The organism is Pseudomonas sp. Ga0074129 (assembly GCA_001465025.1).
Lineage (GTDB): Bacteria > Pseudomonadota > Gammaproteobacteria > Pseudomonadales > Pseudomonadaceae > Aquipseudomonas.
Genome location: LNDO01000095.1, coordinates 15,380 through 28,891, shown reverse-complemented (window position 1 = coordinate 28,891; position 13,512 = coordinate 15,380). Strand labels below are relative to the sequence as shown.

General features: G+C 61.6%; 8 protein-coding genes and 2 pseudogenes. 4 read left to right on the top strand and 6 right to left on the bottom strand.

Annotated features, from left to right (window positions below; all coding sequences use genetic code 11):
* Positions 1 to 9: 9 nt before the first annotated feature.
* Positions 10 to 897, bottom strand: coding sequence for a PA4780 family RIO1-like protein kinase (locus AUK77_RS14815; RefSeq protein ID WP_296131003.1), 888 nt, complete (start codon positions 895 to 897; stop codon positions 10 to 12).
* 236 nt (positions 898 to 1,133) lie between these two features.
* On the opposite strand from AUK77_RS14815, the pseudogene AUK77_RS14810 reads away from it, so the two are divergent.
* Positions 1,134 to 1,634, top strand: a pseudogene (locus AUK77_RS14810) (methylated-DNA--[protein]-cysteine S-methyltransferase); the annotation flags it as partial.
* 238 nt (positions 1,635 to 1,872) lie between these two features.
* Here the strand turns inward: AUK77_RS14810 and AUK77_RS14805 are convergent.
* Positions 1,873 to 3,153, bottom strand: coding sequence for an acetyl-CoA C-acetyltransferase (locus tag AUK77_RS14805; RefSeq protein WP_296131000.1), 1,281 nt, complete (start codon positions 3,151 to 3,153; stop codon positions 1,873 to 1,875).
* Between the two features lie 372 nt (positions 3,154 to 3,525).
* On the opposite strand from AUK77_RS14805, the gene AUK77_RS14800 reads away from it, so the two are divergent.
* Entirely contained in the window at positions 3,526 to 4,881 is a 1,356-nt protein-coding gene (locus tag AUK77_RS14800; protein WP_296130998.1) for a 3-oxoacyl-ACP reductase, read from the top strand.
* A 235-nt stretch (positions 4,882 to 5,116) separates the two neighbouring features.
* Here AUK77_RS14800 and speA read toward each other — a convergent pair whose 3' ends face one another.
* From speA to AUK77_RS14780, 4 genes are all read right to left on the bottom strand, one after another.
* Complete coding sequence (gene speA, locus AUK77_RS14795) at positions 5,117 to 7,030, bottom strand: arginine decarboxylase (protein WP_296130996.1); 1,914 nt, start codon at positions 7,028 to 7,030, stop codon at positions 5,117 to 5,119.
* Between the two features lie 123 nt (positions 7,031 to 7,153).
* Complete coding sequence (locus AUK77_RS14790; protein ID WP_296131050.1) at positions 7,154 to 7,525, bottom strand: translation initiation factor Sui1; 372 nt, start codon at positions 7,523 to 7,525, stop codon at positions 7,154 to 7,156.
* 338 nt (positions 7,526 to 7,863) lie between these two features.
* Positions 7,864 to 8,400, bottom strand: coding sequence for an NUDIX hydrolase (locus AUK77_RS14785; protein WP_296130995.1), 537 nt, complete (start codon positions 8,398 to 8,400; stop codon positions 7,864 to 7,866).
* Between the two features lie 3 nt (positions 8,401 to 8,403).
* Positions 8,404 to 9,477 carry a DUF2333 family protein gene (locus tag AUK77_RS14780; protein ID WP_296130993.1) on the bottom strand — a complete coding sequence of 358 codons (1,074 nt, stop codon included), beginning with the start codon at positions 9,475 to 9,477 and terminating at the stop codon, positions 8,404 to 8,406.
* A 315-nt stretch (positions 9,478 to 9,792) separates the two neighbouring features.
* On the opposite strand from AUK77_RS14780, the gene AUK77_RS14775 reads away from it, so the two are divergent.
* Together AUK77_RS14775 and AUK77_RS14770 are read left to right on the top strand one after the other, a co-directional pair.
* Complete coding sequence (locus AUK77_RS14775; protein WP_296130990.1) at positions 9,793 to 11,412, top strand: PleD family two-component system response regulator; 1,620 nt, start codon at positions 9,793 to 9,795, stop codon at positions 11,410 to 11,412.
* A 138-nt stretch (positions 11,413 to 11,550) separates the two neighbouring features.
* Positions 11,551 to 13,474, top strand: a pseudogene (locus AUK77_RS14770) (methyl-accepting chemotaxis protein).
* Positions 13,475 to 13,512 lie beyond the last annotated feature (38 nt).

The window sequence follows — 13,512 nt, the reverse complement described above, 5'->3', positions numbered from 1 at the left end:
CGCTGACGGCTACTGGGCCCAGGGCGGCGGCGGTTCTTCGCCCTTGGGCTCGTCTTCGGCATTGAGCAGCGCCTGACGACGCGCCTCGTCGGCCAGTGCAGCCTTGATCTCGCGCATCACGGCGTCGATATCGGCTTCTTCTTCCGGGTCATCGAATTCACCGGTCAGCGGGCTTTCCGGTGTCAGTTCACCGGTCTCATACAGCGCCCACATTTCCTTGGCGTACTTGGTGAACTTCAATTCCGGGGCAAATTGGCCGAAGTAGGCGGACATGTTGCCGACATCACGCTCAAGCATCTTGAACGCATGGTTATTGCCGGCCGCGTCCACCGCCTGCGGCAGGTCGATGATCACCGGACCACCTGGATCAAGCAGCACGTTGAATTCCGACAGGTCACCATGCACCAGACCCGCGCAAAGCATTTTCACCACTTCACGAATCATAAAGGCGTGGAATTCGCGGGCATCGTCCGGGTGCAGGTCGACATCATTGAGGCGCGGAGCGGCATCGCCCTCGCCGTCATCGACTAACTCCATCAGCAATACGCCTTCAAGGAAGTCATACGGCTTGGGTACCCGCACCCCGGCGTTGGCCAGGCGGAACAGCGCCGCTACTTCAGCATTCTGCCAGGCATCTTCCTGGCCCTTGCGGCCGTACTTAGAACCTTTGGCCATGGCCCGGGCATCACGGCTATTACGCACCTTGCGGCCTTCTTGGTACTCGGCGGCCTGACGGAAGCTGCGTTTGTTGGCCTCTTTGTAGACCTTGGCGACGCGCAACTCATCACCACAGCGCACCACATAGACAGCAGCCTCTTTGCCACTCATCAGCGGCCGTACCACTTCATCGACCAGCCCGGCCTCAACCAGCGGCTCAATACGTTTTGGCGTCTTCATCAGCTTTAATCAGGGGTCCTGTGTGGCCTAAATCGTCTCTGCCGCCCGTTATACGGCAATCCGCGCCAAGCGCCCACCCTTGTGCACAGGCTGCTTACAAAAGCTGAGCCGGCGTACGGTTATTGGCAAGCACACACAGGCCGCCGACAATCCATTGACTTCAAGGAGTGTGAAGCATGCCTGCCACCACCCACCGCTCAACCCGCCGCATCACGCCACACACAGCCCGCTACGCCGAGCCGCTGCGTTACAGCATAGCGCCGTGCCCGCTTGGCTATCTGCTGCTGGCCGCCAGCGCCAAGGGCATTTGTGCCGTGTTGATGGGCGATACGCCACACGCCGTGCAGGTTGAGTTGCAACAACGCTTTGCCGAGGCTGTATTGCAGGTCGATGACGCTGGGCTAAGCGAAGACGTGCAGCAGGTCGTGCGCCAACTCAACGATCCATTGCGCCCCGCCCAACTGCCCCTGGACATACGCGGCAGTGCCTTTCAGCAGCAGGTGTGGCAAGCCCTGTTGCATATCCCCTGCGGGCAGACGCGCACCTACAGCGAACTGGCCGCGCCACTGGGCAGCCACCCACGCGCCGTAGCCAGTGCCTGCGCACGTAACCCGCTCGGCGTATTAGTGCCCTGCCACCGGGTGATTGCCCGTAACGGCGCGCTCAGCGGCTACCGCTGGGGATTGCAACGCAAGGCTGCGCTGCTGAAGGGCGAAGCCGATGCCCAGGCACAATGATCGCGCCGCCTGAACGCTCGGTTGAATGCCAGCCTTGGGTGGGAGGCTTGGGTGGGAGGGGCTTTAGCCGCGACTTGTAGCGCCCCCAAGATCTGTCGCGGCTTAAGCCCCTCCCACGGAGCGCGTGCGCCATCGAGTGCTGAGATAAAAAAAGAGCGGCACCACCGTCGGTGGGCCGCTCTAAATCACGGAGTTGCATACATCAGCCCCTGCACAGAGTACGGGGACTGCTGTTTGATTACTTTTCCAGGATCGCAGTCACACCTTGACCGCCCGCGGCGCAAATTGAGATCAAACCACGCCCTTCCTGCGCCACCGACAGCAGCTTGGCCAGGTTGGCGACGATGCGCCCGCCGGTGGCGGCAAACGGATGACCCGCGGCCAGCGAGCTGCCCTTGACGTTCATTTTGCTGCGGTCGATGGCGCCCAGCGGCGCATCCAGCCCCAGGCGAGTCTTGCAGTAGTCGGCGTCTTCCCAAGCCTTGAGGGTGCACAGCACCTGCGCAGCAAAGGCTTCGTGGATTTCGTAGTAATCGAAGTCTTGCAGGCTCAGTTTGTTGCGCGCCAGCAAACGGGGCACGGCGTAGGCCGGGGCCATCAGCAAGCCTTCCTTACCCGCGCCAACAAAATCCACCGCCGCCGCTTCGCCGTCCTTCCAGTAGGCCAAAATCGGCAAACCACGGGCCTTGGCCCACTCCTCGCTGGCCAGCAGCACCAGGGACGCACCATCGGTCAGCGGCGTGGAGTTGGCGGCGGTCAGGGTGCCGCGCGGGCTGCGCTCGAAGCAGGGCTTGAGGGTGGCGAGCTTTTCCAGGCTGATGTCGGCGCGCAGGTTCTGGTCGCGGGTCAGGCCACGGAAAGGCGTGAGCAGGTCGTCGTGCCAGCCTTCGGCATAGGCGGCAGCGAGTTTGTGGTGGCTGGCCACGGCCAATTGGTCTTGCTCATCACGGGGGATGGCCCAGGTTTGCGCCATCAGCTCGCAGTGCTCGCCCATCGACAGCCCGGTGCGCGGCTCGCCGTTACGTGGAATAGATGGGGCCAGGTGGCGCGGGCGAATCTGCAGCAGGCTTTTGACCTTGTCGCCCGTGCTCTTGCCACGGTTGGCCTGCAGTAGGATCTTGCGCAGCCCTTCGTTCACGCCAATCGGCGCATCCGAGGTGGTGTCGACGCCGCCCGCGATACCGCACTCGATCTGCCCAAGGGCGATTTTGTTGGCCACCAGCAGCGCCGCTTCCAGCCCCGTGCCGCAGGCCTGCTGCAGGTCATAGGCAGGGGTTTCCGGGGCCAAACGCGAGCCGAGCACGCATTCGCGGGTCAGGTTGAAGTCGCGCGAATGCTTGAGCACCGCACCGGCCACCACCTCGCCCAGGCGCTCGCCGTGCAGGTTGAAGCGCTCCACCAGTCCATCCAGTGCGCTGGTCAGCATCTCCTGGTTGCTCGCGGTGGCGTAGACGGTATTGGAGCGGGCGAACGGAATACGGTTGCCACCAACAATGGCGACACGGCGCGGCTGGGTCATGGACGACTCCTAGGCTGAAATTGATGGCGCTGAGAATCTGTTCAAAGTCTCGCGAGCTAGAGACCTGCAAGGCAAAAACAGGCGAGGAAGCGGAGTTTACTGATGTAAATGAGCATTACTCGCTTCGCTCGCCCCTTCGGGGCCGCACTAAAGTGCGTTAGCCGCAAGCGGTTTTCCGAACCTGTTTTTCACCCCGCTGGGCCGACGTGCAGCAGACTTTGAGCGGGTTCTAATGAATGGCGCACAGGCTAACCTTTCGCGGCCCTGCTGCATTGGCCGCCTTGCCGCTGGCGCAGGCGGCGCGGTCAATTGCGCAATTGTGCGCGCTGCGTAGAGTGGGCGCACTTTTGATCCATGCGCAGGAGCCGCCCCATGTCCGACCGTTATCTCGCCTTTGCCAACTCCACCTCAGGTCGCCGTTTGGTCAGTGCGCTCGGCCTGCCTGCGCCACTGCTGCTGGAGCGCTGGATGGCCGGGCGCAGCCGACCGGTAGACGGCGCCCTACTGCTGGGCGGCGAAGGCAGCCTGGCCAGCGCGGTACGGCCCTTTGCGCACAAACTGACCGATGCCCTGTATGCCCCCCGCGAAGGCCAATTCGAGCTGCCGCACTGGACCGCCGAGCACGGCCCCAAGCTCAAGGCGCTGGTGTTTGATGCAAGCCACCTGACCCGTTTCGAGCAACTGATCGAACTGCGCGACTTCTTCCAGCCTGCCTTCAAAGGCTTAGGCAAATGTCCGCGCGTGGTGGTGTTAGGCCGCGCACCGGAATCGCTGAAAGATCCGATTGCTGCCAGCGTGCAACGCTCACTGGAAGGTTTTACCCGTTCACTGGGCAAAGAAATCCGTCGCGGCGGTAACGTGCAGTTGATCTACGTCGGCAAGGGCGGCGAGGCGCAGTTGGAAGGCGCGCTGCGCTTCTTCCTCTCGCCGAAAAGCGCCTATGTGTCGGGTCAGGTGCTGCGTTTGAACGCCTGCAGCGAGCACGTTAAGGATTGGACCCGCCCGCTGGCCGGCAAGAAAGCGCTGGTCACCGGCGCGTCACGCGGCATCGGTGCGGCCATCGCCGAAACCCTGGCCCGCGACGGCGCCGAGGTGGTGCTGCTGGACGTACCACCCGCCAAGGATGCCTTGGATGCCCTGGCGGCACGCCTGGGCGGTCGCGGCCTGGCGCTGGACATCTGCGCCGATGATGCCGCCGCGCAGCTGGTCGAAGCACTGCCAGACGGCATCGACATTGTTGTGCACAACGCCGGCATCACCCGCGACAAGACCTTGGCCAAGATGACCGATGCCTTCTGGAACTCGGTGATCAACGTCAACCTCAGCGCCCCGCAAGTGCTGACCCAAGCCCTGCTCGACGCCGGCAAGCTGCACGACAACGGCCGCGTGGTGCTGATCGCGTCGATCAGCGGCATCGCCGGCAACTTGGGCCAAACCAACTACGCGGTGAGCAAGGCCGGCGTGATCGGCCTGGCACAGGCCTGGGCACCAGCTCTGGCCAAGCGCGGCATCAGCATCAACGCCGTGGCTCCGGGCTTTATCGAAACCCAGATGACTGCCGCCATCCCGCTGACCATCCGCGAAGCCGGCCGCCGGATGAACTCCATGGGCCAGGGCGGCCAGCCACAAGACGTCGCCGAAGCCGTGGCCTGGTTCGCCCAGCCGGGCTCAGGTGCAGCCACTGCGCAGGTGTTGCGTGTCTGCGGACAAAGCCTGCTCGGCGCATAAGACGCGCTGTTGTAGGGTGGATGACGCTTCATCCATCCACCCTACGTTCGGCTACGTTTATCGACCCATATCAGTTCTGAAGTAGCCCGGATGCAATCCGGGGCGCTGTATTGCCGTCAAAATCCTTCCCGGATTACATCCGGGCTACGGCCTGCAACACCCGACAGCGCTTGATACGTGTTTGCACACAGCAAAAGGCCCCGACATGCGGGGCCTTTTACATTCAGCTTTGAGCTTATGAGGACAGATAAGAGGAACGAGTCAGGCCCAACCGCAGCGCATCCAGAAACTGCGTGCGTTCGCGCGGGCTGATTTTGGCGCTGGCCACTTTGTCGCGGTAATGATTCATCAACTCCTCCGGCGACAGGTGCACGTAGCGCAGCATGTCTTCGATGGTGTCGTGGGTCTCGATACCGGCGTGGTACACGCTGCCGTCTGCGTTCTGGTAGATGTTCACCGAGTCGGTGTCACCGAACAGGTTGTGCATGTCGCCGAGAATTTCCTGGTACGCGCCGACCAGGAAGATGCCCAACACATAGTCTTCACCGTCGCGCAGTTCATGCACCGGCAGGCTGGTTTCAATCGACTGCTCGTCCACGTACTGGCGAATTTTGCCGTCGGAGTCGCAGGTCAGGTCTTGCAACACGGCGCGGCGCAGCGGCTCTTCTTCCAGGCGCGACAGCGGCAGAATCGGCAAAATCTGGCCAATCGCCCAGGTGTCCGGCAGGCTCTGGAACACCGAGAAGTTGCAGATGTACTTGTCGGCCAGCTTGTCGTTGAGTTCGTCCAGCACGGCACGGTGCGAACGCTGACGGGCCTTGAGCTGGTTGTGCAGGCGACGGCAGATGGCGAAGTAGCACTGCTCGGCCAGGGCTTTTTGCGCCAGGCTGAGCTTGCCGGCCGAGTACTGCGCGGCCACTTCTTCGATGTAGTGGGTGGCGCGCCAGTAGGTTTCGGCGACCATTTCCGGGTCGCTGTCTTCCAGCAGTTCGATTAGCACCTGCAGCACTTCGGGCTGTTCAACCGAGGAGTCGATCTGCGGCACTTTCTCGTTATGCCGCTCCACGTCGGTCACCTGCACCAACAACACCGCGTGGTGCGCGGTCATCGCCCGGCCGCTTTCCGAGAAGATGTGCGGGTGCGGAATTTCCTGGCGGTCGCAGAATTCCTTGAGCATGTCGACCACGGCGTCGGCGTAGTCCTGCATGTCGTAGTTGATCGAGCTGGCGTTGCGTGAGTGGGTGCCGTCGTAATCGACACCCAGGCCACCGCCCACGTCGATGTGATCGACCGGCAGACCCAGCGCGCGCAGTTCGCCGTAGTAACGAATGGCCTCGCGAAAGCCCTTGCGGTAGTCGGCGATGTTGGCGATTTGCGAGCCCATGTGGAAGTGCAGCAGGCGGATACCCTGATCCAGCCCGGCGACTTTAAAGCGCTCGACCACCTGCAAAATCTGCGCGGCCGACAAGCCGAACTTAGACTTTTCACCGCCCGTATCAGCCCACTTGCTCGAAGCCAGCGACGACAAACGCACGCGCAGGCCGATTTGCGGGGCGACTTTAAGCTCGGCCGCTTCCTCGATCACCAACTGCACTTCAGATTCTTTCTCGATAACGATAAAGACGTTGTGCCCCAGCTTCTGCCCCATCAAGGCCAGGCGGATAAACTCGCGGTCTTTGTAGCCATTACAAACGATGGTGCCGCCCTTGGGGGCCAGCGCCAGCACGGCCATCAGTTCGGGCTTGGAACCAGCCTCAAGGCCGATGGACACGTCCTGCGTGGCGATGATGTTTTCCACCACCGCCTCCTGCTGGTTGACCTTGATCGGGTACAGCGCGGTGTAGCGGCTGTGGTACTCCAGACGCTCGATGCTGGCGTCGAAGGCGCCGGTCAGGCGGCGTACGCGGTCCTGCAAAATATCCGGGAAACGCACCAACAGCGGCAACGACAACCCGCTTTTACGCAGTTGATCAACCTGGTCATACAGGTCAATCGGCTGGCTTTCAGGGCCTTTGGGGCGCACTTCAACCCGGCCAGCATCATTGATCGCGAAGTAACCCGCGCCCCAATGGCGAATGCCATAGACACTGCGGCTATCGGCTACGGTCCATTGGCTGCCGTCATCTTTGCGTGTGCGTCGTGCAGACATCGAAGTCTCCCTTGCTGGCGGTAATGGCCTTGGCACAGCCAAGACGGGTACAGAATAAAGTCTGGAAATGACGATTGCTCGGCGAGGCCCCAAAGGGCCGCCGAGGGAGTGAAAGCGACGGGATCAGCCGCCGGACTTCTTGGCTTTGAAGCCCTGTTTGATTAGCTCGGCGAGCAACAGTTCGACGTGGTCGCCCTGGATCTCAATCACCCCATCCTTGAGCGAACCGCCGCAACCGCAGCGTTTTTTCAAGGCGCTGGCGAGGTCCTTGAGCGGCTCTTCAGCCAAGGGCACGCCGCTGATGGTGGTGACGGTTTTACCGCCACGCCCCTTGGTTTCACGGCGCACGCGCGCGATGCCGTCACCTTCGGGGATCTGGGTCTGCTTGCAGGTGCAGGCGTCCACCGGCTGGCTGCAGTCGGGGCAATGCCGACCGCTGTCAGTGGAATACACCAAGCCGCTGAGGGCGGCGAATGAAGAGGCTTTCTTGACCACCGGTTTGTCCTCGAAGGGGTCAGGATAGCGACTGGTCGACAGGTACAAACGCGTCGACCGCGAAGCCCCACTCTGGCAGGGGCAGCGCACCCAGGCAGCAGGGCCTGGGCTTGAAGGTCGCGCAGTGTAACGGCAAAAAGCGCACCTGCTAAGTGTAAAAATGCGCCATTAATCGGTGGATTGGCGACGCCGTTCGAGATGCCGAACAAAACGCCCCGGTATCCTGCACAAACCCAGCCCTGGCGCTGGTTTGCGGCACAGACACAGGCGCCGAGGGGTTGTACAACGCGGTACTTAAGCGGAATTAGGCGACGGCAGATGACGCCATCGTCATCCATTTATTCAGTCGCCGCCAGATACTGCCGAAGGGCAATCAGCGAGTCCGGGCAATACGGCACACGCTCGGTCTCGGCCAGCGCCTGATCGAGGCTGATAAAGCGCGCTTCCAACACTTCCTCGGGCTGCAACGTCAGCGGTGCATCGGACACCGCCGAATACACCCTGCACCACAACCGGCTTTCCGGGGCGTCGTAAAAGAAGTGGGCATGCTCAACCAGCGGCACATCACGAACGCCCAGCTCTTCGGCCAACTCGCGCGCGGCGGAGTCGGCATAGTCTTCGCCTTCCAGCACCATGCCGCCGGCAGCCATGTCCCAATAACCGGGATACAACGCCTTGCTCAGGGTGCGCCGATGCACGCACAACTCGCCCGCGCTGTTGAACAGCAGAATGTAGGTGCAGCGACCAATCAGGTGCTGCGCGCGCAACGCGCTGCGCGGCACCCCGCCCAACGGCCGGTCCTGTTCATCCACCCAGGCAATGCGCTCGGCATCGGAAGCCGCACGATGCGCCGCCTCGGCGTCAGACCACGGCACCGATCAGCCCTGCGACAGCAATTGGCGCAAATCAATCAAACCGGCATTGGCGCGCGAAATGTAGTTGGCCATGACCAGCGAATGGTTGGCCAGCAGACCATAACCGCTGCCGTTAAGGATCATCGGGCTCCACAGGGTTTCCTGCGCGGCTTCCAGCTCACGAATGATCTGCCGCACACTGACGGTGGCGTTTTTCTTCGCCAGCACATCGGCGAAGTCAACCTCGATGGCGCGCAGCAGGTGAGCCAATGCCCACGCTTGGCCACGGGCCTCGTAGAACACGTTGTCGATTTGCAGCCACGGCGTTTCGTAGTTCACGCCTTCGATAAAGTCGGCCTGCGCCACGCTGCCTGCCAGCGCTGGATCGACGACGGCAGTGTTCAAGCGCACTTGCCCGACACTGGCCGACAGACGCTGCGAAAGCGAACCCAAACGTGTGGCAGCATCGCCCAGCCAGTTGTTCAGGTTGTCAGCACGGGTGTAGAACTGCGCATCAGAACGGGCCGGATCAGCCAGACGATTGAGGTAGCGGTTGAGCGACTTGATGCCCTCGCCGTATTCCGCCTCAGAAGCGGGCAACGCCCAGCTTTTGTTATCGAAGTGAAAGCGCGGTTCGGCCTTGGCCAGATCCGGGTCTTCAGTGGATTGCGACTGCGAACGGGTGAAGTCCTTACGCAGCGCGCGCGACATATCCCGCACCTGCACCAGCACGCCAAACTCCCAGCTCGGCATATTGTCCAGCCACAGGCCTGGCGGCGCGAGGTCGTTGGACAGGTAACCGCCCGGCTTGTCGAGCAACGTACCAGCCACCTGCTTGAGCGTTTCTACGGTGGTGTAACCGTTTACCAGTTTGTGCCCACGCGCCTGCGCGGCGGCTTCGGCGCGCTGCTGCACGGAAAACTGTTCCGGCTCCTGGCTCCAGTACCAGCCCACCAGCAAAGCGGCAAACAGGTACAGCCCCAGCAACCCGCCAAATACACGCATCGCCCAGCCTCCGGCAAAGTAGCTGCGTACGTTATCCACTGAATCTGCCGCGCCATCACGCGCCCCGGCAGTACGATTTTTCCAATCCAGCATGGCGTTGTCCTTTCACTCAAATGGCGAAGCAGTTCAGCACGCGCTTAACTCACTGCACGGCCTTTAACGAAACGTTCGACCACAACCTGCAGGTCAGGTTGCACGAATTGCTTTGCACTATAAGGGATGCGCCGGCCACTGCGCAGCGCCGGGGGGCCAACTAAGCGATGGTTTTACTGCTACCGTTTGTGTGAAAGCTTAGACAAAAGGCCGACGCCAATAGATCGACGGCGAACGTAGTGACCTCTGCCAGTGTTAGCATTGCCAGCATTACGCCATTATCTGTCAGCACCCACGTCCAACCGAACCCAGGCCATGACCGAGCACGAAGATCCCAGCCGCGACCGCCTCAAACAACACTTCGCCCAGCGCGTAATAAATCAGGCACGCCAGGTTTTAGAAGTTTGGCAACGCCTGCAACGCAGCGAGTGGAACGAAACCGGCATGGGCGAGTTGCGTGAAGCTACGCAAATGCTGCAGCGCTACGCCGAACGCTTCGAGCAAGCCGAACACAGCCAACTGGCCACACAGATCGATGAGTGCCTGCAACGGGTGGCTGATAACCGTGGCCGCCTCAATAGCGAGCTGATCAACCAACTCAATCAGTTGCTGCAACGCCTGTCGCGCACCGGTCTGCGCCATGGCGACAAATTTGAGCAGATGCTGCTGCCACCCCTACGCAAGCCGGTTTATCTGGCATTGCAACATCTGGAGCGCGCCGAACAACTGGTGCAGCGCCTTGAATTCTTTGGCATGAACGCCATTGCCTTGGACACCGCCAACGCCTTTCGTAACGCCATTCAGCAGCGCCACCCGGCCGCGATTGTCATGGAAGTCGACTTTTCCGGCCCCGGTTGCGGCCTGCATTTGGCGCACAGTGTGCAGGAAGGCCTGGAGCACAAAATTCCGCTGCTGTTCTTTAGTGCCGAAGAAACCGACACCATGACCCGACTGGCCGCCGTGCGTGCAGGCGGGCGTGAGTTTTTCAGCGGCAGCCTGGATGCGTCCAACCTGTTTGAGCGCATCGAGGTGCTGACCAATATCGCCCAATACGAGCCTTACAAAGTACTGATTGTAGACGACTCGCGCGCCCAAGCCACGCACACCGAGCGCGTACTCAATAGCGCAGGCATTGTCACGCGCACGCTGATCGAGCCGATTGAGGCCATGAATCACCTGGCCGACTTCCAGCCGGATTTGATCATCCTCGATATGTACATGCCCGAGTGCAATGGCCCGGAACTGGCGCAGGTGATCCGTCACAACGACCGCTATGTCAGCGTGCCGATCATTTACCTGTCCGCTGAAGATGACTTGGACAAACAGCTTGATGCCATGAGCGAAGGCGGCGACGACTTCCTCACCAAACCAATCAAGCCGCGCCACCTGATTGCCACCGTACGCAACCGCGCCTCCCGCGCCCGCAGCTTGCGCGCGCGCATGGTGCGCGACAGCCTGACCGGCCTGTACAACCACACCCACACCTTGCAGTTGCTGGAAGATGCACGCTTTCGCGCCGAACGCGACGGGCAACCGCTGAGCTTTGCCATGATCGACATCGACTTTTTCAAGAAGGTCAACGACACCTATGGCCACCCCATGGGCGACCGCGTCATCAAAAGCCTGGCGCTGTTCCTCAAGCAGCGGCTGCGCAAGAGTGATCATGTTGGGCGTTACGGCGGCGAAGAGTTTGCCGTGGTCATGCCCAACACCGACGCAGCAGCAGCCAACCGCGTGCTTGACGATATTCGTCAGCGCTTTGCGGAAATCCAGTTTTCAGCCCAGCCGCATGACCTGTCGTGCACGTTCAGTTGCGGCATTGCCCAGCTTGCACCGCACCTTGACGGCAAACTCCTGTCGCAGCAGGCCGATCAGGCGCTGTATGTGGCCAAGCATGGCGGACGCAACCAAGTGGCCATATACCAAGACGAATAACCTGACCGCTTGGCTAAAATAGTGTGACGCACCTCGCGCCGTCACATTAACGTCACGAAAGAGCAATAAATTCAAAGACTCAGTGGTCGCACTGCAATCGCTCGGCGGCCCACACCGTTTCTCTTCCGGTTGAGTCTTATGCGCCTGAAATTCATCACCAACCTCAATACCTTGCTGCTGGTGACCGTTTGCGTGGCGCTGGCCGCCACCCTCTGGTGGTCACAACGCGCCCTTGAGCGCCCTTATCAGGTAATGACCCAGTACCTGAATCTGTCGCAGCAGTTCCAAAGCAATGCGGCCACCAACATCAGCGCGTATCTCGACAGCGGTGACGCCCTGCGCCACAGCGCTGCTCTGCAATCGCTAAGCAGCCTGGAGCAGGCGCTGAGCGAACTGCCCGAGCAACTGGCAACCAATCTGCGCCCCAGCGTGTTGCAGCTCAGTGCATTTACGGCCAATGAACTGCTGGCTGCCGGCAAGCTGTCGGGCGACCCGCAAGGCTTGCTGTTACAGGCCGAGCGCGAAATGGATGCCGCCCTGGAGCAGCTGGCGCAGTACGCCGACACGGGCCAAGGCAGCGCCGCAGAAAGCTATCGTCGCCCACTGTTCAATGCCGCAAGACACCTGACGCGCCTTGCCCACGCCCGCGACAAGCTGGTGCGTAGCGGCCGAGGCGAGCTGGCCGGCGAAGTGGAACGCGAACTGTCCGCCTTAAATAAGCAAGCGCAAACGCTCAACGACTTGCCACTGCTGGGGGTTGCCGACGCCAGCGCTTCATCCACCAACGCCTTTGCCGACCTTTTGGGCCTGGATGCCAGCAGCGAAACCAGCCAGGCAGAAGACAAAGGCATCGCCCTCAAGCGTGACCTGAGCAACCTGATCAGCCGCTACCCCGCTGAGCTGCAACGCACCCGAGGCCTGATCGAGCAGCGCAGCACACTGGCCAGCAGCACGCGCGAACAAGTCGATCAAGTGCAGCAAGCTCTGGCTGCACTGGAGCCGCTGGTGCGCGCCGAGCACGGGCGCATTCAGACAGAAGTACAACTGATTCTGGGCCTGATGATTGGCTTAATTCTGCTGATTGCCCTGATCATCGACACCCTGCAGCGCCGCCTGACGCGGGTACTTAGCCAACTCGCACCGGCGCTCTCGACCTGGGCCCAGGGTGACTTTGCAGCGGATATCCTCGCTCAATCGACTGCGCGCTTACTTGGTCGATCTGGTCGGCACCATTCGCCAGCACGCCGAGCAGGTAGTCGGCTCCAGCCGAACCCTGGCGGACCTGAGTAGCGGGCTGCACAACGGCGCAGAGCGGCAGGTGGGTGACACCGCGCAGATCCGCGACGCCTTGGGTGAGTTGCAAGCCACCATCCATCAAGTGGCCGGCGATGCCAGCCAGGCCGCCGACGCCAGCCGTGACGCCAACCGCGCGGTTGAGCACGGCCAACAGGTGATCGGACACAGCCTGACCGGCCTGCATGAACTGGTTGATAAAGTGCAAAACAATGCCCAAGCCATCGAACGTCTGGCCGAAGAAACCGCCACGATCGGCAATGTTCTGACCGTGATTCGTGGCATCGCCGAACAGACCAACCTGTTGGCCCTCAACGCGGCCATCGAAGCGGCCCGCGCCGGCGAGTTAGGCCGCGGTTTTGCCGTGGTAGCGGATGAAGTGCGCTCGCTGTCACAGCGCACCAGCGGTGCCACCGCACAAATCCAAGAGCTGATTGGCCGCCTGCAGCAAGCCGCACTGCAATCGGTGCAGGCCATGCGCACGCAAGTGGAACACGCCGAAGCCACTGCCAGCCAAGCCGAAGCCGCCGATGGCGCACTCGTCGAAATTGTTGCCGCGATCCGCACCATTGCCAGCATGGCCGAGCGCATTGCGGATGCCACCGCCCAGCAAAGCGGTGCCGTCAGCGAGATTCGCGGGCACAGCGAGCGCATCCACAGCCTGGGCGGCGACAATCTGCTGCACATCGGTGAAGGCCGTAAGCAGGGCGAGCAGTTGCTGCAACTCGGCGGTCAATTGCATACGGCCGTGCAGGCGTTTCGCGTCTGAGTATTGCGCTGCGCGGCAATCTGCCGCGCACCATCGGG